The sequence below is a fragment of the Delftia sp. BGA-UO-ETr-SB1 genome, assembly GCF_059567865.1.
The window spans coordinates 1,366,227-1,386,979 of the sequence record NZ_JCAQOW010000004.1; the positions used below are offsets into that span (position 1 = coordinate 1,366,227).

General features: G+C 67.2%; 13 protein-coding genes. 1 reads left to right on the forward strand and 12 read right to left on the reverse strand.

Translation table 11 applies throughout. The features are described from left to right. Positions 1-15: 15 nt before the first annotated feature. The 12 genes from AC57B5_RS06790 to AC57B5_RS06845 form a co-directional block, all read right to left on the reverse strand. Positions 16-735, reverse strand: a complete 720-nt coding sequence (locus tag AC57B5_RS06790) for an alpha/beta fold hydrolase (RefSeq protein WP_496399094.1) — start codon at positions 733-735, stop codon at positions 16-18. After that, on the reverse strand, positions 732-1,604 hold the full coding sequence (locus tag AC57B5_RS06795; protein WP_496399095.1) for a class III extradiol dioxygenase subunit beta: 873 nt from the start codon (positions 1,602-1,604) through the stop codon (positions 732-734). The genes AC57B5_RS06790 and AC57B5_RS06795 overlap by 4 nt, the downstream gene beginning before the upstream one ends. Further along, complete coding sequence (gene ligA / locus AC57B5_RS06800; RefSeq protein WP_496399096.1) at positions 1,604-2,011, reverse strand: protocatechuate 4,5-dioxygenase subunit alpha; 408 nt, start codon at positions 2,009-2,011, stop codon at positions 1,604-1,606. Before ligA ends, AC57B5_RS06795 begins: the two co-directional genes overlap by 1 nt. A gap of 52 nt (positions 2,012-2,063) precedes the next feature. After that, entirely contained in the window at positions 2,064-3,404 is a 1,341-nt protein-coding gene (locus tag AC57B5_RS06805; RefSeq protein WP_496399097.1) for an MFS transporter, read from the reverse strand. A gap of 290 nt (positions 3,405-3,694) precedes the next feature. Beyond that, positions 3,695-5,947: an aldehyde oxidoreductase molybdenum-binding subunit PaoC gene (gene paoC / locus AC57B5_RS06810; protein ID WP_496399098.1), complete on the reverse strand. Its 2,253-nt coding sequence runs from the start codon at positions 5,945-5,947 to the stop codon at positions 3,695-3,697. Positions 5,948-5,951: 4 nt separating this feature from the next. Then, positions 5,952-6,902 carry an FAD binding domain-containing protein gene (locus AC57B5_RS06815; protein ID WP_486641902.1) on the reverse strand — a complete coding sequence of 317 codons (951 nt, stop codon included), beginning with the start codon at positions 6,900-6,902 and terminating at the stop codon, positions 5,952-5,954. Further along, complete coding sequence (gene paoA / locus AC57B5_RS06820) at positions 6,899-7,543, reverse strand: aldehyde dehydrogenase iron-sulfur subunit PaoA (protein WP_016453395.1); 645 nt, start codon at positions 7,541-7,543, stop codon at positions 6,899-6,901. Before paoA ends, AC57B5_RS06815 begins: the two co-directional genes overlap by 4 nt. A gap of 245 nt (positions 7,544-7,788) precedes the next feature. Further along, complete coding sequence (locus AC57B5_RS06825) at positions 7,789-13,314, reverse strand: DNA repair ATPase (RefSeq protein WP_496399099.1); 5,526 nt, start codon at positions 13,312-13,314, stop codon at positions 7,789-7,791. A gap of 200 nt (positions 13,315-13,514) precedes the next feature. Further along, positions 13,515-15,590, reverse strand: a complete 2,076-nt coding sequence (locus AC57B5_RS06830; RefSeq protein WP_012205645.1) for a hypothetical protein — start codon at positions 15,588-15,590, stop codon at positions 13,515-13,517. Positions 15,591-15,688: 98 nt separating this feature from the next. Continuing rightward, on the reverse strand, positions 15,689-16,357 hold the full coding sequence (locus AC57B5_RS06835) for a hypothetical protein (RefSeq protein WP_013802385.1): 669 nt from the start codon (positions 16,355-16,357) through the stop codon (positions 15,689-15,691). Positions 16,358-16,431: 74 nt separating this feature from the next. Then, positions 16,432-17,142 (reverse strand): PspA/IM30 family protein, encoded by a 711-nt coding sequence (locus AC57B5_RS06840; protein WP_065346985.1) that lies wholly within the window; start codon positions 17,140-17,142, stop codon positions 16,432-16,434. A gap of 41 nt (positions 17,143-17,183) precedes the next feature. Beyond that, a complete protein-coding gene (locus AC57B5_RS06845) occupies positions 17,184-17,666 on the reverse strand; it encodes a YjfI family protein (protein WP_254662087.1) in 483 nt (160 codons plus the stop codon). Between the two features lie 441 nt (positions 17,667-18,107). On the opposite strand from AC57B5_RS06845, the gene AC57B5_RS06850 reads away from it, so the two are divergent. Next, positions 18,108-20,741 (forward strand): bifunctional diguanylate cyclase/phosphodiesterase, encoded by a 2,634-nt coding sequence (locus AC57B5_RS06850; RefSeq protein ID WP_065346983.1) that lies wholly within the window; start codon positions 18,108-18,110, stop codon positions 20,739-20,741. Positions 20,742-20,753 lie beyond the last annotated feature (12 nt).

The following is a 20,753-nucleotide window of genomic DNA, read 5'->3' on the forward strand; positions in this document are numbered from 1 at the left end:
GAGTGCAGCGCTCGCTCAGCGGCCCATCCAGTCGAGCAGTGCCCTCGACACCTGCTGCGGCTGCTCCATGGTGCTCATGTGGCCGCTGTCCTCGATCACCACCAGCTCGGCGCCCGGGCACAGGGCCTGCATGCGCTCATGGCGTGACAGCGGGCTCCAGGCATCCTGGCGACCGCAGGCCAGCAGGGTCGGGCAGCGCAGTTGCCGGAGCACATGGCCCGCATCGGGGCGGTTCAGCAAGGCATTGATCTGCGCAGCAAACACCTCGGGCGTGAAGCGCGCCACCATGTCGAGCACCTCGCCAAACAGTGGCGTGTCAAGCCGGTCGGGATGCACCATGCCGCGCGCCCATTGCAGGCCCATCTCGCGCATGCCGCTGTGCCGGGCGATCTGCAGGAGCGCCATGCGCTTGGCGCGTTCGCTCTCGCCGGCCTCGCCCGGGGCGATGGGGTCCATGCCGGTGTCCAGCAAGGCCATCCGTTCCACGCGCTGGGGCGCCATGCCGGCAATGGCCAGGGCCACGCGCCCGCCCATGGAATGGCCCGCCAGCGAAAACCGCTCGGCCGCCACGCAGTCCAGCACAAGGCGCGCCATGTCTTCGATGGTGGCCGCCGCGCCATAGGACGGAACAATGCACTCGGCAGCACCGGCAAAGGACAGGGCCGCCTGCTGCTCGTGCCAGACCGTCTCGTCGCACAGCAGGCCCGGCAGAAGTACCACGCAAGGCCGGCTCATGCTGCGTTCTCCAAAATGAGGTGGCCGACGGCCGTGTTCGATGCCGGCACATGGTAGAAGCAGTGGTTGACCTTGGGCAGCGGCGCCGGGCCATCCACATCGGCCATGGCACCGCGCGCGATCAGCCACATCACCAGCTCGATGCCTTCGGAGCCAGCCTCGCGCACGTAGTCGATATGCGGCATCTTGGCCAAACCGGCAGGGTTCTCGATCAGCAGGTCCAGGAAGCGGTTGTCCCACTCCTTGTTGATCAGGCCCGCACGCGCGCCCTGCAACTGGTGGCTCATGCCGCCCGTGCCCCAGATCTGCACGTTCAGGTCTTCGTCGAAGCTTTCCACGGCGCGGCGGATGGCACGGCCCAGGTTGAAGCAGCGCTGACCCGACGGCACGGGGTACTGCACCACGTTGACGGCAAACGGAATCACCGGGCAGGGCCAGGCGCCCGTGCGCGCGTCCTGCTGGCCGCACATCAGCGACAGCGGCACGGTCAGGCCGTGGTCCACGTCCATCTTGTTGACGATGGTCAGGTCGAAGTCCTGCTGGATCACCGACTGCGCGATGTGGCTGGCAAGCTCCGGATGGCCGATGACCTTGGGCACGGGGCGCGGGCCCCAGCCTTCGTCGGCCGGCTGGTATTCGGCGGCCGTGCCGATGGCAAACGTCGGGATGAAGTCCAGGCTGAACGCGGTCGCGTGGTCGTTGTAGACCAGGAAGATCACGTCGGGCTTGTTGTCCTTGAGCCATTGGCGCGAATGCTCGAAGCCCTTGAACAAAGGCTGCCAATAGGGCTCGCCCGCCTTGCCCAGGTCCATGGCCGCGCCGATGGCGGGCACATGCGAGGTGTAGACGGATGCGGTGATGCGTGCCATCAGATGCCTTTTGCTTGCTGCGCCTGCTCATGCAGGTAGCGGTTTCCATTGATGCTGCGTCCGCCGCCCAGCATCATCTGGCGGTAGTCCTCCTTGTTCATGCCACTCATGGTCGAGACCATGTTCTGCACGCTGACGCCGTCGGTGGCGCCGATCTTCACGAGGAAGTAGATGTTTCCGCCCAGCGCAATGCAGCGGTTCAGGTCGCGGTCCAGCACGGCCTGTCTTTGCTCGGCCGTCATGGCCCATTCGCCCAGATAGGCGCGCTCGTCAGCCCGAAAGCGCTCGCGGTTCTCGGCCTTCATCAGCGACATGCAAAACTGGTTGAGCCAGTAGCCCTGGCGGGATTGCTCGGCGTCGAAGACCGTGGTTCCCGGTACGTCGAGATAGGGTTTGTCCAATGCCATGGAAGTGTTTCTCCTGCGCTTGGGCGCGTGCTCACGGATAGGGGTTCAAGGATCAAGCACCAGGCGCTCGCAGCGCGCCACCCCCCGGCGCCAGGGCGCGGCCGGCGCCCGTGGCCCACACGGCCAGCGCAGCGGCAATCAGCGGCAAGGCAAAGACGTAGTACAGCGAGGCAGGCTGCCAGCCACCGTCCAGCAGCAGGCCAGCCATGGTGGGCGCCACGATGGCGCCTATGCGCCCAATGCCTATGGCCCAGCCCATGCCGGTGGCGCGCACCTGGGCCGGATAGGTGGCCGGCACCAACCCGTACAGCCCGGCCATGGAGGCGAACAGGAACACGCCCACGCCCACCGCTGCGGCGAACGCCCAGCCCAGGCTGGCCGAGGCCAGGCCGAACAGCGCGGTGAACAAGGCATTCAGCAGCAGGCTGCCCATGGCCAGATGCCGCAGCTTGGCCTTCACCGCCAGCAGGCCGAACAGGCTGCCGCCGGCAATGCCGCCCAGGTTGAGCAGCACGCCGCCCGTCACGCCCTGCTGTGCCGACAGGCCGGCCTGCACCAGCAGCTTGGGCGTCCAGCTCAGGGAAAAGTAGACGCTGAACATCAGCAGGAAGAAGCCGGCCCAGAGCATGAGCGTGGGGCGTGCCAGGCCGTTCCTGAACAAGGCGGCCACGGTATTGCCCTGCTGGACGTCACTGCCGGCTTGCGCGGGCAACTGCAGCATGGCGGGGTGCCCCATGAGTGCCATCAGGCGGTTGAGCTTTTCCAGCGCACGCGCCGGGTGACGGCCCACCAGGAAATCCACCGACTCCGGCAGGCGCCACAGCACGATGGGCACCATCAGCGCCGTGGCCAGGCCGCCGAACACAAAGACCGAGCGCCAACCATGGTGTGTCAGCAGCCAGGCGGCCATGAGTCCGCCCAGCGTGGCGCCAATCGGATAGCCCGTGGCCTGCAGCGCAATCGCCGTGCTGCGCCATTTGTTCGATGAATACTCAGAGGTGATCACCCCCACGCTGGCCAGCATGCCGCCAATGCCCACGCCCGTCATGGCGCGCAGGGCTGCCAGCTCGACATGGCTGCGCGCTGCCGCAGACAGCAGCATGCCCACGGACACCAGCACCAGGCACAGCACGATGATGGGTTGCCGGCCGCGGCGGTCGGCCACGGGCGCCAGGAACAGCGAGCCCAGGGCCATGCCGATCAGACCGGCGCTGAACAGCACGCCCAGCTGCGCCCCGTTGAGCTTCCATTCGGCAGCGACGGCCGAGGCGGTGAAGGCCATCACCAGCACATCGAAGCCGTCCAGCATGATGAGCAGGATGCAAATGGCCACGGCCAGCCACTGGAACGGCGCCATGGCGCCCTCGTCCATCGTCTTGCGGATATCTTTCATACAAGTCCTTGTCGGAGCAGGTTGTCTCTTTGCCCTGGCAGGCGCTTTGCGCCCAGGCCAGGTTCTTTTGTGGGAAAACTGGGGGCGGCCTGCATTCGGAGCGCACAGCGCCGACATTCCCCAGTGCAAAAAGTATCTCCACGCCAGCCTTTCCAGGCCAATGCCGACGGACGCGCAAGCTATGCGTTCTATTGATGGCCACAGGCAAAAGGCCGGCCACCCAGAGGTGACCGGCCTTCGTTCATCAAGAATCCAGGGACCGAGCGGGCTGCCTCAGGTGCAGTCCCCTGTCATGCCAGCCTCCCCAGTCCTGCCAGCAGCTTGTCCAGCGTGATCGGGTAGTCGCGCACCCGCACGCCGGTGGCGTTGTGGATGGCGTTGGCAATGGCTGCGCTCACGCCGCAGATGCCCAGCTCGCCCACGCCCTTGGCCTTCATGGGCGAGGCCATGGGATCGACCTCGTCCAGAAAGATCACTTCCTGGTGCGGGATGTCGGCATGAACGGGCACCTCGTAGCCTGCCAGGTCATGGTTGACGAAATAGCCCAGTCGCGTGTCCACGGCCAGCTCTTCCATCAGGGCCGCTCCCACGCCCATGGTCATGGCGCCGATGACCTGGCTGCGGGCCGTCTTGGGATTGAGGATGCGGCCGGCCGCGCAAACGGCCAGCATGCGGCGCACGCGGACCTCGGCGGTGAAGGCGTCCACGGCGACCTCCACGAAGTGCGCGCCAAAGGTGGACTGCTGCATCTTCTTGTCGAGCACGCCGAATTCGATGGCGTCCTCGGCCGTCAGGTCGGCGTCGCCGGCAGCGCTGGCCAGGGCCCGGCGCTTGCCGCCCGCCTGCACATGCCCATCCGAGAATTCGGCCGTCGCCGGGTCCATGCCCAGCTTGCGCGCCACGGCCTCGCGCAGCTTCAGGCAGGCGGCATAGACGCCGGAGGTGGCACTGGCCGCACCCCATTGCCCGCCCGAGCCGGCCGAGACGGGAAAGCCGGAATCGCCCAGCCGCACGCGCACCTGCTGCAGCGGCAGGCCCAGCATCTCGGCCGCCGTCTGGGCAATGATGGTGTAGCTGCCCGTGCCGATGTCGGTCATGTCGGTTTCCACGGTGAGCATGCCCTGCCTGTCCAAGCGCACGCGGGCGGCGGACTTCATGACAGGCGCGCCACGGTAGGCGCCCGCCATACCCAGGCCGATCAGCCAGCGGCCATCGCGTCGTTGGGCCGGCTGGGGATTGCGCTGGCTCCATCCGAAGCGCTCGGCGCCCGTGCGCAGGCACTGCACGAATTCACGGCGGGAAAACGGCTTGTGCTCCTGGGCAGGAGTGCCCTCCTTCGCCTGGGGTTGCGGCTTCTTGCCGCTGTCCGGGACCACCTGGGTGTCGTTGCGGATGCGCAGCTCCACGGGATCGATGCCGAGCTTTTCCGCCAGCTCGTCCATGGCAACTTCCAGGGCCATGTGTCCCGTGGCTTCGCCGGGAGCGCGCATGGCATTGGCCTCGGGCAGGTCCAGCACGGCCAGGCGGGTGGCGGTCATGCGATGGGTGCCGGCATACATGCGGCGGGTCTGGTCCACGGCACCGTCCGCCGTTCCTCCGGGCTGGTCGCCCGACCAGCTTTCATGGCCGATGGCGGTGATCCTGCCGTCCTGCCCTGCCGCGATGCGCACACGCTGGATGGTGGCCGGGCGGTGCGTGGTGTTGTTGGCCATCAGCGGGCGCTGCAGTGCGACCTTAACGGGCCGGCCTGCCGCGCGGGCGCCCAATGCGGCCAGCAGTGCATCGGCCCGCAGGAACAGCTTGCCGCCAAAACCGCCGCCAATGAATGGCGAGACCAGGCGCACCTTGTCCTTGGGAATGCCCAGCGTCTTTGCCAGCTCGCCCTGCCCCCAGGCAATCATCTGGTTCGAGGTCCATACCGTGAGCTGGTCGCCCTTCCATGCGGCCAGCGTGGCATGCGGCTCCATCATGGCGTGCGACTGGTCTGGCGTGGTGTATGTGGCGTCCACCTTCACGGGGGCAGAGGCGAAGGCACCGTCGAAGTCACCAATGGCCGTATCCGGCGCATCGCCATTGATGCTGTCGGGCGGCACGGCGGAGTCCTTGGCCTTGGCCAAGTCATAGGCGCCAGCCACGGGCTCGTAGTCCACACGGACCAATTGCGCGGCAGCGCGCGCCTGCTCGAAGGTCTCCGCCACCACCAGGGCCACGGCCTGGTGGTAGTGGGCCACCTGGGGCCCTGCCAGCAGCGGCGCGGTATTCATCTTGCCCTGGCCCAGCTTGCCAGCGGTCTGTGCGGTGACGATGGCGAGCACGCCGGGCGCGCGGCTTGCCTGCGCCAGCCCGATGCTGCGGATGCGGCCCTTGGCGATGGCCGAGCCCACCACATAGCCATAGGCCGGGTGCTGGACCACGTCATGCCGTTCATAGGCATACGGCGCCGTGCCGGTGGTCTTGAGCAGGCCGTCGATGCGGTTCATCGGCTGGCCGATAGTCTTTAGCTGGTCAATGGGGTTGACCGTTGCGGGAGTGTCGAATTTCATGGCGTCAGCTCCTTGCCTGATGCAGCACGGCGGCAAGCGTGCGCTCCGCCAGCGGGAGTTTGAAGGCGTTGTCTTGCGTGGGCCGGGCGCCTGCCAGCAGGCGGTCGGTGACGGCCTTGGCTCCCTGTGGCATCTGTGCTTCGGCAGCCTCCAGCCGCCAGGGCTTGTGCGCCACGCCGCCCAGGGCCACGCGCCCGCTGCCGTCGCGCTGCACGATGGCGGCCACCGACACCAGCGCAAACGCATAGGAAGCGCGGTCACGCACCTTGTGATAGATGTGCGTGCCGCCCGGCGGCGGCGGCAGGGTGACGGAGGTGATCAGTTCGCCGGCCTGCAACGCCGTCTCTACGTGCGGCGTGTTGCCGGGCAGCCGGTGGAAGTCGGCAATGGGGATGACGCGGGCCTTGCCGTCGGCCTGGATGGTTTCCACCGTGGCGTCCAGCGCGCGCAGCGCCACGGCCATGTCGCTGGGGTGGGTGGCAATGCAGGCCTCGCTGCCGCCGATCACCGCATGCTGGCGGCTCACGCCGGCAATGGCCGAACAGCCGCTGCCCGGCACGCGCTTGTTGCACGGCATATTGGTGTCGTAGAAATACGGGCAGCGGGTGCGCTGCAGCAGATTGCCGCCTGTGGTCGCCATATTGCGCAACTGGCCCGAGGCGCCGGCCACCAGGGCGCGCGTCAGCACGCCGTAGTCGCGGCGCACGCGCGCATGGGCGGCCAGGTCGCTGTTGCGCACCAATGCGCCAATCCGCAGCCCGCCTTGCGCCGTGGGCTCCACGGTGTCCATGCCGGTGCCGTTCACATCGACCAGATGCACGGGGGTTTCTATCTGCAGCTTCATCAGGTCCAGCAGATTCGTGCCCCCGGCGATGAAGCGGGCGCCCGGCCGGGCCGCCACGGCGGCGGCAGCCTGCGCGGGGGACTGGGCGCGTTCGTAGGTGAAGGCAATCATGTCCTGCCCTCCCCCGCCACTTCGGTGATGGCATCGACGATGTTGGAATACGCCCCGCAGCGGCACAGGTTGCCGCTCATGCGTTCACGCAGTTCATGGGCCGACACCAGGGGCTGGGCCACGATGTCTTCGCTGGCATGGCTGGGCATACCGCGTTTGATTTCATCGAGCACGCCCACGGCAGAGCAGATCTGCCCCGGCGTGCAGTAGCCGCACTGGAAACCGTCGTGCCGCACGAAGGCGGCCTGCATGGCGTGCGGGGATTGCGGCGTGCCCAGGCCTTCGATGGTGGTCACGGCGGCGCCCTGGTTCATCACGGCCAGGCTCAGGCAGGACACCACCCGCCGGCCATTCACCAGCACCGTGCAGGCCCCGCACTGGCCATGGTCGCAGCCTTTCTTGGTGCCGGTCAGGTGCAGATGCTCGCGCAGGGCGTCGAGCAGCGTGGTGCGGGTGTCCAGGTCCAGGCGGTGTTCCTGGCCGTTCACCTGCAGGGTGACGGGCAGTTGGACCCCTTCAGGGATGGAGGGGGGCTGCACTTGCGCGCCGGCCGATCGAGGCACGGCCGTTGCCGCAGCCGTGGAGGCACCTGCAATCAGCAGGTCCCTGCGCGAAACGGAAAGCTGGGTGTTGTGTTCCATGGGGCGTCCATCGTGTTGGCTCGTTCGTGGGGCGTGCACACTGCTGCGAACACGCCACTCCAAGCATCGGTTCGGGACGCGCCCCGGGTTGTAGGTGATGGTCCAACGTCCGGGACATCGGGTTGTCCGATGACGGATCAGCGCATGCAGACGTGCGAGGCCCCCCGCCCATGCAAAGGCAGCGCCAGCAAGGCGCCCCAGCCTTTGCCGATGTGCCCTGCCCCGGCTTTGCCCCAGCGATGGGCCTAGGCCGCAGGCGGCACGTCGCCGCGCTGCATGCGCTCGAATGCCTTGTCGATTTCCTCGGAGCGTATGGCGCCCGCAGCCGGCACGGGGCGGCCCGCGCGCTGGGCGTCAATCTGCTCCTGCATGCGCGTGGCCACCTGCATCAGCACGCGGTGCAGGCCCAGCTGCTGGCGGCGGGCCTGGTCCAGGTGCGTGACCACGGGCTCAAGGGACTGGGCCAGCGAGCGGGTCAGCAGTTGGCCCATCATGTGGACCAGGGCCTGACGGTCCTGGGCGGCCTGTACCTCCGACGGGGTGCTGGCCTGGGTGTTGACGGGCTCGCTGGCCGCCCTTTGTGCCATCAGCTCGCGTATGCCGTGCAGCGAATCGCCTGCCGCGCTTTGGGTTTGCAGCAGCCGCGCCAGCAGAGCCTGAAGCGCCTGTAGCGTCTGGGATTCAGCGTCCCTGGCGGCGGCCTGCGCGGCCGCTGCCGATGCGTGGGCCTGGCCGGCGGCGTCTTCCTGCACCGCCTGCTGCTGGGACTGGGACACCGACTGGGCCACCTCGCGCGTGGCGGCGACCAGATCGACCAGCTGTGCCGTCACGCGCGTGGCGGCGTCGGCATTGGCACCGCCTGCGGCCTGGCGGCGCAGGAACTGCTGGCGTATCTGCTGCCAGCGGGCGCTGTCCTCGTCGCTCATCTGCCCGCGCAGCTCGGCGAGCTTGAGCAGGTTCTCCTCGGCGCCCGTGGTCAGCATCTGCGCTTCGCCCTGGTAGTGGTCGGCCAGCATCTGCTGCATTTCCTGGTCGTTCATCACGGGCGTGATCTTCTCGGCCAGCTTGTTCATGTTGCGGTAGCTGCCCTGCAGCCGGAAGGCCGGCTCGGTGCGGTAGCCGTCGTCCTGCGCGGCGCTCTGGATGTACTGCTGGTTGACCTTGAACACCAGCTCGCGCACCTGCACCATGCGGGCCAGCACGGCCTCGATCTCGCGCAGCTCGGCCGATGAATAGTCGTGCGACAGCGCATTGCCCGAGACCTCCCGGCCCTGCGCCTTGTCCAGCAGCAGGTACAGGTCCTGCAGGCTGCGCGTGGCCATCGGCGCCAGCACGGCGTTCGAGGTCATGCTGTTTTCGATGTAGCTGAGCTTGAACACCTCCTGCATTCCGCCCAGCACATCGCCCAGGTTGTAGATGTCTGCGCGGTTGGCCAGCATGTCGGGGATCTTGAAGACCTCGCCCGACTCGGTGTACGGGTTGCCCGACATGACCACGCAAAAGCGCTTGCCGCGCATGTCGTGGGTGCGGGTCTGGCCCTTCCACACGCCCTCGATGCGGCGCGTGCCGTCCGACAGCGAGATGAATTTCTGCAGGAACTCCGGGTGCGTGTGCTGTATGTCGTCGATGTACAGCATCACGTTGTTGGCCATCTCCAGCGCCAGGTTGAGCTTTTCCAGCTCCTTGGCCGCCGTGGCGTCCGGTGCCTGGGCCGGGTCCAGCGAGCGCACGGAGTGGCCCAGCGCCGGGCCGTTGATCTTCATGAAGATCAGGCCCAGCCGGTTGGCCACGTACTCCATCAGCGTGGTCTTGCCGTAGCCGGGTGGCGAGATCATCATCAGCAGACCCATCTGGTCGGTGCGCTTGTTCTCGCCGGCCACGCCGATCTGCTTGGCCAGGTTGTCGCCGATCACGGGCAGGTAGATCTCGTTGATCAGCCGGTTGCGCACGAACGACGACAGCGGCCGGGCCTTGAATTCCTCCACCCGCACGCGCGAGCGCCAGTCCTGCAGCAGCTGCTGGCGCAGCGCCTGGTAGCGGCCGAATTCGGGAACAAAGGTTCGGAAATGGCGCGCGGCGCGCTGGCCCAGGTCGTCGATCTGCAGCCACATGCGGCCGTCCGCAATGCGCGGATGCTGGCCCAGCAGGCCCGGCACTTCGTGGCGCAGGTCCACGCTGCTGACCTTGCAGGGCAACTGGCCGGCACAGCACAGCCAGGCGGCGGCCTCGCCACAATAGGCCAGCCAGGCCTGCCCTTGCCCGTCGTCCAGCGCGCGGCAGGCGGTCTGCAGCCAGTGCAGCGCGCTGCGCCAGCGCTGGTCCAGCGGCGCCACGGCCTTGTCGCGCCGGTCCTCGCCCTGCCAGTAGGCCTGCATTTCTTCCCAGCGCTGCAGCGGCTGGGCCTGCTGCTGCACGGCAGCCTGCAGCGCGGCAATGGCCGACTGGCTGTAGCTGGAGAAGGAAAAGCGCACGGCCTTTTGCGCCAGCTCGGCCTGCAGGTAGTCGGCGGCGCCGTGGATCAGGCTGTCGATATCGCTGTCTGCGGGCGCCGCCTGTCCTGGCAGCAGGTCGCGCAGCAGGCCCCGCTCTTCGGCATAGGCGCGCAGGCGCTCGGAGATGTCGGTGCGCAGGCTCAGCTGTTCGGCCTCGCTGCCGAATATCTGCTGCATGGCCTGGGCCTGCTGGGCGCGCAGCGGCCACTGCGCCATGGCGGCAGCCAGCTGCGGCTGCTGCACCTGGGCCTGTGCGCTCCAGAACAGCAGGGCCAGCGCACGGGCGTCGGGCGCAAAGCGCAGCACGCCGGCGGCATCGCGCAGGGGCAGCAGCACCTGCAGGATGCGGGCCGCATCATGGTCGTGGATGCCGCGCTCATAGCCTTCGCGGTAGCGCGGCGCGGAGAACTCGCGGATGGCCTGGGTCAGCGCCGCCTCGTCGGGCAGCAACTGGGCCAGCCGGGCCTCGCTCCAACCGTCACGGCGCTGGCGCGCGGCCAGCACCACTTCCAGGGCCAGGTATTCGCCCCGGTAGAACTGCGGCGATTCGGCCGGCGTGGAGGCATCCCAGTAGGCCTGCAGGGCGGCCAGCTCCGGGTTGTCCATGGGCTCGAAATACTCGGTGCCGACCAGGTGCAGGAACAGTTCGCCGTTGCGCGGCAGCAGGGTCAGGTCCAGCTCCTGGTTGCCCACGCTGAAGCGGTGGCGGCCCAGGCGGATGATGGCGCCGTCGCCTTCGTACAGCTCGGTGCGGTCCTGCAGCGCGCGAAACGCCTGGTCGCGCAGGTTCTTGACGCGGCCGTCGATGTCGTCGGCCTTGACCGGGTCATGCAGTTGCTCGCGCAGGCGCTGGGCCAGCTCCTTGAGCTTGCCGATCAGCGGATCGCCCGCAAAAAAGGCATGCAGGGCATCGGCGCTGGCGAGTTTTTCGGTGCGCTTGGGCAGGCTTTGCACGATGCGCAGGGCCGCGTCCAGCACGCCTTGCGCCTTGCGCTGGCGCTCGTCCTGCAGCGACTGGCGGCGCGCCTCGAAGCTCTCCAGCACCTCCTCGCGCTTGGCCATGATGTCGCCGAGGAACTGCTCGTGCTCGCCGAAGCGGCTTTCGATTTCCTCCAGCTGCACCAGCAGGCGCGCCAGCTGCTCGTCGCATTTCTCGGGCGTCTGCGCCAGGCCCAGGGCGCTGACGATGCTTTGCGAGAACAGCGCCAGCTGGGCGGCGAACTGGGCCACGTTCTCGGCGCCGCCCAGGCCCGACCGGCGCTGCTCGGCGCGTGCACGCACCTGGTTCAGGCGCGCGTAGACGGCCGAGATGCGATCCACCACCTGGGTGCGCTGCGTGGCGTCGTCGATGGACAGGCTGCCCATGAGCTCGGACAGCATGTCCAGCGCGGCCGCCATGTCGGCCATGCGCGCCAGCGGCTCGTTGATCTGCGCCACCGTGGCTGCCGCCTGCGCGGCCTGGTCCAGTGCCTGCAGCTGGTCGGCATAGGGCTGCATGGCCTCGTCGGTGGCAATGAAGGCGGCCGTGCGCTGGGAGACTTCGGCCTGGGCCTCGTTGACGCCCTGCACCATGGTGTCGATGGCGGCCTGGTCCACATAGCGCAGGTCGCGCGTGGCCATGAGCTGGCCGCGCAACTGGCCCAGCTGGGTGAGCGCGTCCACGTACTCGCCAATGCTTTTCCAGTCGGCCAGCCGCAGTGTCTTGAGCAACTGGCCGTGGCGGCTGGAAACCTCGCCCATGGCCTTGGCCGAGGCGTTGCGGATGCTCTCGACCTTTTCGTACTCGTCGATGACCGCATCACCCGTGGCGACAATGCCCAGCAGGGTCTCGTGCACGCCCTTGAGCTGCGGCGCGCCCAGCCAGTGGTAGCGCTCGAACAGGCGGCGCGCGGCGTCGATCAGGCGCTCGTAGCGCGGCAGCGAGACCTCGGTGGCCGCGATTTCCTTGCGCACGCTGTACAGGTCGGAGATGCCGCTGACCAGTTCGGCATTGCCGATGCGGCCCAGGAAGCTGTCGCGCTGCGGCTGGCGTGCCGCATAGTCGTCCGAGGCGAAGGGCGTGCGCCAGACCTGCATGGGGTGCACGCGCGAGGCCTCGTTGCTCTCGGCCGCGAAGATGACGACGCGCCCGTCGTCCATGCGCGCATAGCCGTGGCCGATGATGGGTGGCTGCAGCGCGCGCTCGATCAGGTTGTACTTGAACAGCGCCATGCGCCCGCTCTCGGGCTCGTAGAACACGTAGAGCACATCCTCGCCGTTGGGCGAGCGGATGCTGCGCCGGTAGCGCATGCCCTGCATGTTCTGCTCGAACGAGCGGTTCTCGCCGCTTTGCAGGTAGTAGCCGCCGGGGAAGATGATGCCGTGGTCCTGCGGCAGCTGGATGCAGGCCGCGCCGATGGCGTCCATGCGCAGAACCTGGCGCGACAGGGTGTTGAAGATCAGGTAGCGCCACTGCTCTTCGCGGTAGGGCAGGATCTTCAGCAGGATCAGGCTGCCGACGGCGGCGTACTCGAACACGGCGTCGTCCAGCGACTGGTTCTTCTCCTGCACGGGCTCGCGGTAGATGCCCAGGCCGTCGTTGGTGTTGTTCTCGACCTTGATGGTCAGGTCGCCGCCCAGCGTCTCGACGAAGACCTTGTCCAGGATGTTGATGTGCGGATGGCGTCCCTGCACCAGCTGCTCGCGCCCGGCGCGCTGCCACTCGAAGTCATGCGGTGCGGGCAGCTCGATGTCGCGCTCGCCCCGGTTGTCTATGTAGCGGATGGGCTGGCCATCGACGGGCACGGACCAGCGGAATACGCGCACATCGGACAGGCGCTCGCCGATCTGGAAGCTCGCCAGCAGCTTGCCGTCGCGCACGGCCAGCTGCATCAGCCGGGTGTTCTTGTAGTAGGCGTACAGCTCCTGGAAGTCCTGCACGAAGCTCTGTATGCCCAGAAAGCTGTCCTTGAGATCGACCGGCGTGACCTCGTAGCCCTGCTCTCCCTCGTGCAGGCGGTACAGCACGAACACGTCTTCCACGCGCGTGGACTGCTTCAGGCCCATGAAGACGTTGTAGCCAAACAGCAGATAGCCGCCGACCTGGGCGATGTCGCGGCCCAGGCAGTTGTTTTCGGTGCGCACGCGCATGCGCCCGATGACTTCCATCTGGCTGCGGCCGAATTCCTCCAGCCGCTCCTCGTTGAGCTGGCGTGCCAGCGTCTCCAGCGCCTGCCCCTGGCCGTCAAGGCGCTTGGCCAGCACTTCGTAGGAGCCGCCGCTGGCGACTGCCTGGTCCACGGCAGAGGCTGCGGTGTCGGGGGACGGGGACTGTGAAGACGATGGGGACGGTTGGGACATGGGCGTCACGGGCTTTCGCGTGTCAGGGACCATTCACGCCCTCCCCGGCCAGCTGACTGGTTGGCAGGCAGGGGGGCGGAGGAAGGCGGATGCGGGAGGCTGGGCAGCCGGTGGAGGGAGCGGCCGGGCGGCCGCCCCGTTCAGTCGACCCTCTGCGTGGGCGGCAGGCCCTTGCCGTCACCCAGCGCATTCAGCAGCGATGCGCCGCCCTTGCCGCTGAGGAACTTGCTGATCAGGTCCTGCACGATGGGGCTCTTGCCCGCCACGCCTTCCACGGCCTTGCCCACGGACAGCGCCTTGGCGAAGTTGTCGAAGAAGGCGCCCTCGCCGCCCACGATGTCGATGTTGGCCTTGCTGAGCGCGGCCGACAGCACCTCGGACTGGTCCTTGGCCACGCTCTTGTTGGCTTCGATGGCGGCCAGCGCCTGCTCGAAGTTCTTCTCCAGCTGCATGCGGAACTCCTCATGCGAGCGCGCCTGGTCGGACAGCGAGGCCAGCGCGGTGAACTTCTCGGTCAGGCCCTTGGCCTCGGCGAAGAGCTTGTCGCGCAGCACATCGGCCTCGGACATGCCCACGTCGCGCGTGACCGTGGCCTTGGTGGCGCCCACCTGGGCCTCGCCGCGCGCCTGGGCCAGCAGGCGCTCTTCCAGCACCTTGGCATCGGCCAGGCCCTGTTTTTCGTTGGCATCGGCCGTGGCCTCGATGACGCGCGCCTCGGCCAGGCCCTTTTCCTGATGGCCCTTGGCTTCGGCCATCAGCTTCTCGGCAATCACGCGGGCCTGGGCCAGGCCTTCCTTTTCCAGGGCGGCGGCGGTGACTTCGCGCACCTTGGCATCGGCCAGGCCGGGCGCGGCGCGCTCGACCTCGATGGCCTCGGCCAGCTTCTTCTTGGCTTCGGCGGTCTTGCTGGCCGCTTCCAGCTCGGCCTGGGCCATGGTCGTGACTTCCACGGCCTTGTGGCGCGAGGAAGCCTCTTCGGCCTCGGCCTTCTTGACCTGGCGCACCATGTCTTCCTCGGCCTGGGCCTGGGCGGTCAGCACGGTGACCTGCTTCATGCGCTCGGCCTCGGAGACCACGCGCACTTCCTTGATGCGTTCCTCTTCCTGGGCCACGGACTTTTCCACCACCACGCGCTCGCGCACCACGTTGGCGATGTTGGCCTTCTCGACCTCGATGGCCTTTTCCTTCTCGATGCGCTGCAGCTCCACCTCACGCTGGCGGGCCACGATCTCCAGCTCCTTGGCGCGCGTGACCTTCTCGACCTCGATCACCACGGCACGCTCACGGTTTTGCTGGGCCACGGCCACTTCGCGCTGGCGGTTTTCCTCGCGGATGTCGAGCTGCTCCTGGGTCTGGATGCGCGCCTGCTCGGCCTTCAGGCGCTCTTCTTCCTGCACCTTCTGGGTTTCGGCCTGCTCGCGCGCCTGGATGGTGGCGATCTCGCGCTTTTGGCGCGCCTCGGCATCGGCCTGCTGGCGCTCCAGCGCCAGCATGGCTTCCTTGGTCTCCACGTTCTTCTTGGTGATGGCCAGGTCGGAGTTGCGCTCGAGCTCGTTGGTGACGATGTTCTGGTTGGCCGTCAGCTCGGTGATCTTGCGGATGCCCTCGGCATCCAGAATGTTGTTGGGGTCCAGCGAGGACTTGGGCGTCTGCTCCAGGTAGTCGATGGCCACGTCCTCCAGCACATAGCCGTTGAGGTCGTTGCCGATGACATGGATGATCTGGTCGCGGAAATCCTGGCGGTTCTCGAACAGCTTGACGAACTCGATCTGCTTGCCCACGGTCTTGAGCGCCTCGGAGAACTTGGCGTTGAACAGCTCGTTGACGGCCGTCTTGTCCGAGGCCCGGTCCACGCCGATGGCCTTGGCCACCTTGAGCACGTCCTCTGCCGTTTCATTGACGCGCAGGTAGAAGGCCACGGTGATGTCGGCGCGCATGTTGTCGCGGCAGATCAGGCCTTCCTTGCCGCGCCGGTCGATCTCCAGCGTCAGCAGCGAGATCTGCATGAACTCCTTCTTGTGGATCACCGGCAGCACCAGGCCGCCCGTGAACTTGACCTTGGGCTGCGACGTGGTGTCGTTGATGATCAGCGCCGTGCCCTGCGGAACCTTGATGTAGAAGGCCTTGACCAGGGCGAACAGCCCGAGGATGACGACGAAGACGGAACCGATCACCACCCCGGCGACGATATACCACTCCATGTTGCTCATGTTCATGCGAATCTCCCCTGTGAATTGCTATCTGTGAAAACGCTGAAAAAACGGAAAGGCCGCGCCCGCCGAACGGACGCTCGGGCCTTGTGGGAATCCCGGAACTAGCGCGGCAGCTCGGTGCCGTCGAACTCGGCCTTGCTGACCACGCGCCAGGCGTTGTGCTCGGGCAGGTGCTCGATGAGCACGATCTCGGTGCCCCGGCCCAGTGCGCGCTCGGGCGAGCGCATCTGCACGTTCAGGCCCGCGCCGCCGTCCTCGACACTGCCGTAGCCCTGCGTGCCGTCCACCACGGCGCTGCGCACCAGGCCGGTTCGGCCCAGCAGCACCTTGGGCTCCTCTGCAGGCGCCACCTTGTTGACGATGCCCCGCAGCGGGCGCAGCAGCAGCACGGTGGCGGCAAAGCCCAGCACCATGGCTGCCGCAGCCACCAGGGAGCCGGTCAGCAGGTTCACCAGGGTCCAGCCCTGGGGCATGGGCACGAAATGGCACAGCACATACGAGGCCAGCCAGGACATCAGGAACAGCGCGGTGAGGATGACCGTGAGCGGAATGCCGCCCAGGCCCACCTTGAGCAGCAGCCCGGCCAGCGCGCTGACCGAATGCTCCACGCCGTGCGCATGGTCGCTGCCGTCGAACAGCACCCAGTGGTCCAGCGAGTCCACCTCCAGCAGGCCCAGCATGGCGATCAGCCAGTACAGCAGCATGAACAGCAGCAAGGCGCCAAAGATGAAAGTCGGAAAGCCAAACGCGTATTGCAGGAACGCAGACATGTTTCTCCCCTCCCCTCAAATCCGGCAGCCGAGGCGGCAGGCCTGGCAGTGCCTGCCTGGACAACGGCCGCGCATCAAGCGCTTTTTCCGCCAGTTGCGGCGCGCTGCGCCTTCAGGCGTTCCAGCACCGATTGCGCATTGCCCGCCTGGGGCGTGATGCCGGCAGCGCGCAGCTTGGCATCCAGCGCATCTTCGCTGCTGTCGCGCGCCAGCTCGGCCGCGCTTTCCATGCGCGCACCGCGCTCGGCCTGCTTTTGCTTGATGCGCTCCAGAGAATCCAGCGCGCTTTGCACGCGCGTCTGCGAGCCTGCGTAGCGGCCGGCCACCGTGGCCTGGGCGCGCTGCACGCTTTCCGTGGCCTTGACCGTGTCGGCCTGCTGCTTGAGGCGCTTGATATGCGTTTGCGCCGTCTGTATGGCCACGCGCAACTGCTCCACGCTTTGCGTGTAGGCGTGCAGCTGGGATTGCTCCTCGTCGCGCTGGGTCTCCAGCACGGAGACCTTGCCGGCCACTTCCAGCGCCAGCGCCTCGTCGCTGGTGTCCAGCGCCTTGACGGCATAGCCCTCGTACTCGGCAATGCGTTCCTGGGTCTGCTTGAGCTTGCCGGCCGCCAGCTTCTGCTTGGCCATGATGTCGGCCAGCGCTTCCTTGGACTTGTTCAGGTCGCTGTCGGCATCGCGGATTTCCTGGTCCAGGATGCGCAGGGCCTGGCTGTCGGTCACCGCCTCGCCGGCCTCGTGGGCGGCGCCGCGCAACGCTGTCACCAGCTTGTTCCAGATGGTCATGATGATCTCCTAGGGGCTCAGTGTCTTCAACGGGCGGGGCGTCAGGCCTGCGCGGATGCGGGTGCGGACGCGGGTGCGGGCACAGGCGTCAGGTAGTGGGCCAGCGCCTCGGTGGCCTGGATGACGCTGTCGGCCAGGGTCAGGATCTCGGCAATGATGTCGCCCTCGCTGCTGCTGGCGTGCAGGGCGGCGAACATCACATAGCCCTCGCCGCCGTGGGCCTGGGGTTCCAGCGCCATCGTGGTGAAGGGAAACAGTTTTTGCAGACGCAGCATTTGCTCGTTGAGACCGGCGCGGTCGTGCACCTGGTCGGCGGGCCACAGGAAGGCCTCCACCACCAATTGGTCGCCCGAGAGCGCCACATGCACCGGCAGATCGCCGAATTCGGGCAGGCTGACCAGCAAACTTGCGTCTGCGCCTTCCAGCACCTCGATATGGAGCCGGCCGCCTTGCACCAGTGCCGATTGCTGCAGATCGCCCGCCAAGGCGTGAATATCCCGATATGCCTGTCTGCTGTTGTCCATGCCGCCCTCCTTGTGGATGAGAACCATTGATTCCGGTTGCAATCCCGGCACGCGCATTTGCTTTTCCAATTGCTGCAATGCCGCGCCGTACTCTGGAAGAATCCAGACCTCCTTTTTCACCAGCCCCTGTTCGCGCAGCCGTTGCCGGTGCAGGCGCTGGTAATGGGCTGATGTCTTTTGTTCCATGCGGATACCATAGCGACCATTACATGTGATGTCTACATGTAATGGTGATCAATTTGTAAACGGATATGTAAACCGAGTGGCGCAATGGCCGGCTTTGCGCAGGCCACGGCCCGGCCTTTGCGTTCTGGTAAATCGCCATCAAGAATTCATTTTTTCTACCGAAAACCATTTATCAACAAATTTTCCTATCAACCACAGGAGCGCCCAGGCGCGGACTGCGGCGGCGGCGGCGCAGGGCTGCGAAGGCACTGCACAATGGCCGCTGTCGCAGGCAGATCCGGCCCTTGGCTGCCCGGCGCACGCTACGGAAACCTCTGCATGCCCGCCTTCAGGCTCTCACTTCGCACGGCAGTCACAGCCCCCTTCATAGCGGTGTTCGTGGTCACGGCCGGGCTGTTGGCGGCATGGCAGCAGCGCCAGGTGGACCAACTCATCAACCGCGAAAGCCTGCGGCTGCTCGACTCCCTGTCCACCACCACGCGCCACCAATTGGCCGATTACCTGGAGACCCCGCTGCGCGTGCAGCAGGCCCTGGCCGAAACCGTGGCCCGGCAGGCGCTCTACACACCCGGCGACCTGCGCCCCATCTATGGCTATCTGACACGCTCATTCACCGAGCTGTATGCCCAGCACCACCAGATCAGCCTGTTGAGCTTTGGCGGCGTACAAGGTGAATACACGGGCGTGCGGCTGGAGCCCGATGGCCGCTACCGCCTGATTCTCCAGGACCGCAGCACCCAGGGCGCCCTGCAGATCTTCGAGGGGCTGGAGCCGGGCCCGCCCATGTCCAGCCTTGCCGGCTACGACCCCCGCGTGCGCCCCTGGTACCAGCCTGCCATCCACAAAGACGGCCCGCACTGGTCGCCCATCTACACGGTGACTGGCGACCGCGGCGATACCACGATTTCCGCATCCACGTCCGTGCGGGTGTCCGGCCAGCTGGCCGGCGTGGTGGCCGCCGATGTGCGGCTGAGCAGCATGAACCGCTTTCTGCGCGACGAGCCCTTGCGTGGCAACGGCCATATCGCCGTGGTCGACGCACAGGGCTACATGGTGGCGCACTCGTCCGAGCTGTCGGTGCTGAAACGGCGCGAAGGCCCCTATGACCCACCCGTGCGCCTACGGCTGTCCGAAAGCCCCGATCTTGCGCTGCGCAGCCTGGCCGCCCTGCTGCCTCCCCATCTGAGCGCGGATTCATCGGCGCCAGCGGCCCCCCAGAACACCATCAACCTGAGCTTCAAGGAACAGGGGCAGATCTACCACGGCCAGGTCACCGCATTCCACGATGCACGCGGCATCGACTGGCGGATCCTGGTGCTGCAGCCCGAATCCGATCTGGTCAGCAGCATGCGGGCGGACAGCCGCCATGCGCTGGTCCTCGCTTTCGGCCTGGCCTTGCTGGGACTGGGGCTGGGCGTGTGGTGCCTGCGCCGGGCGCTGCGCCCCCTGGCGGTGACGGCCGATGCGGCCAACCGCCTGGCCAAGGGCGACTGGAGCGCGGTAGGGGCGCTGCCGGATACGTCCCTGGTCGAGACATCGTCCCTGGTTTCGGCCTTCCACAACATGGCGCAGCGGCTGCAGGAATCGTTCGAGCACATGCGCACCCTGCTGCAGTACGACAGCCTGACGCAGCTGCTCACGCGCGCCGGCCTGATCGAGCAGGCCGATGCGGCGGCAGCCGCCAACACGCCCTGCCCTGCAGCGCTGTGCCTGCTGGAGCTGCAGAATTTCCGCAGCGTCCGCGACGATGTGGGCCACGGCACGGGCGAGCAGTTGCTGCGGGCCGTGGCCGAGCGGCTGCGCAACCACCATCTGCAGTTTCCTGCCCTGCTGGCGCGCACGGCCAGCAACGAGTTCGCCATGCTGTGGCTGCATGACTGCACGCCGCAGCAGATGCAGGACAAATGCCGCCATCTGCTGGAAATCTTCGACCAGCCATTTTCCGTGGGCAAGGACGACATCGTGCTGCGCGCCTGCGCGGGCGCCGTCAGCGGCGAGCTGCTGCCGGGCGCGCTGCCCGAGTGGCTGCGCAACGCCAGCATTGCGCTGGGTGAGGCGCAGCGCGGCTCGCACCCCTTCCTGCTGTTCGAGCCCAGCCTGGCGCAGAAAATGCTGGGCCGCACGCAGCTGGCCATGGAGCTGCGCCAGGCGGTGGAGCGCAACGAGCTGCGCGTGTTCTACCAGCCCGTGGTGGACCTGGCCACAGGCAGCATGGTCGGCGCCGAGGCCCTGGTACGCTGGAACAGCCCGACGCGCGGCATGGTGCCGCCCGGCGTCTTCATTCCGGTGGCCGAGGAGTCGGACCTCATCCTGAGCGTGGGCGAATGGGTGCTGCGCACGGCGGCGCACGACATCGCCTCCCACCTGCCCCGGCTGCCCGCCGACTTCGAGCTGCACGTCAACATGTCGGCACGCGAGCTCATCCAGTCCGACTTCGCCTCCACGCTGGAGCAGGCACTGGCCACCAGCGGCCTGCCCGCCCGGCTGCTGACCCTGGAGCTGACGGAATCCATGCTGCTGGACGACAGCGACGCCACGCTGCAGCGCATTGCCGCCATCCGCGCGCTGGGCGTGAAGATCGCCATTGACGACTTCGGCACCGGCTACTCCTCCCTGGCCTATCTCAGCCGCCTGCGCTTTGACTGCATCAAGATCGACCAGAGCTTCGTCGGCCAGTTGCCGGAGTCCGAATCCGACAAGTCCATCGTGACCGCCGTGCTGCGCATCGCCCAGGGCTTTGGCGTCAAGGTCGTGGCCGAAGGCGTGGAGGAGCAGGCCCAGGCCAGGCTGCTGCACGCGCTGGGCTGCGAGCATGCACAGGGCTATCTGTTCGAGCGGCCCGTGCCGCTGGCGCAGATGCTGGAGTACCGCTCTCCCTGGCCCGAGTGAGCCAGCAGTGAG

Excerpts from the sequence above, each read along its gene's own strand:
- AC57B5_RS06850 (WP_065346983.1), top strand. The coding sequence starts at position 18,108 with ATGGCCGCTGTCGCAGGCAGATCCGGCCCTTGGCTGCCCGGCGCACGC.
- paoC (WP_496399098.1), bottom strand. The coding sequence starts at position 5,947 with ATGAAATTCGACACTCCCGCAACGGTCAACCCCATTGACCAGCTAAAG.
- AC57B5_RS06815 (WP_486641902.1), bottom strand. The coding sequence starts at position 6,902 with ATGATTGCCTTCACCTACGAACGCGCCCAGTCCCCCGCGCAGGCTGCC.
- AC57B5_RS06790 (WP_496399094.1), bottom strand. The coding sequence starts at position 735 with ATGAGCCGGCCTTGCGTGGTACTTCTGCCGGGCCTGCTGTGCGACGAG.
- AC57B5_RS06840 (WP_065346985.1), bottom strand. The coding sequence starts at position 17,142 with ATGACCATCTGGAACAAGCTGGTGACAGCGTTGCGCGGCGCCGCCCAC.
- AC57B5_RS06845 (WP_254662087.1), bottom strand. The coding sequence starts at position 17,666 with ATGGACAACAGCAGACAGGCATATCGGGATATTCACGCCTTGGCGGGC.
- AC57B5_RS06795 (WP_496399095.1), bottom strand. The coding sequence starts at position 1,604 with ATGGCACGCATCACCGCATCCGTCTACACCTCGCATGTGCCCGCCATC.
- AC57B5_RS06805 (WP_496399097.1), bottom strand. The coding sequence starts at position 3,404 with ATGAAAGATATCCGCAAGACGATGGACGAGGGCGCCATGGCGCCGTTC.
- AC57B5_RS06830 (WP_012205645.1), bottom strand. The coding sequence starts at position 15,590 with ATGAACATGAGCAACATGGAGTGGTATATCGTCGCCGGGGTGGTGATC.
- AC57B5_RS06835 (WP_013802385.1), bottom strand. The coding sequence starts at position 16,357 with ATGTCTGCGTTCCTGCAATACGCGTTTGGCTTTCCGACTTTCATCTTT.
- ligA (WP_496399096.1), bottom strand. The coding sequence starts at position 2,011 with ATGGCATTGGACAAACCCTATCTCGACGTACCGGGAACCACGGTCTTC.
- paoA (WP_016453395.1), bottom strand. The coding sequence starts at position 7,543 with ATGGAACACAACACCCAGCTTTCCGTTTCGCGCAGGGACCTGCTGATT.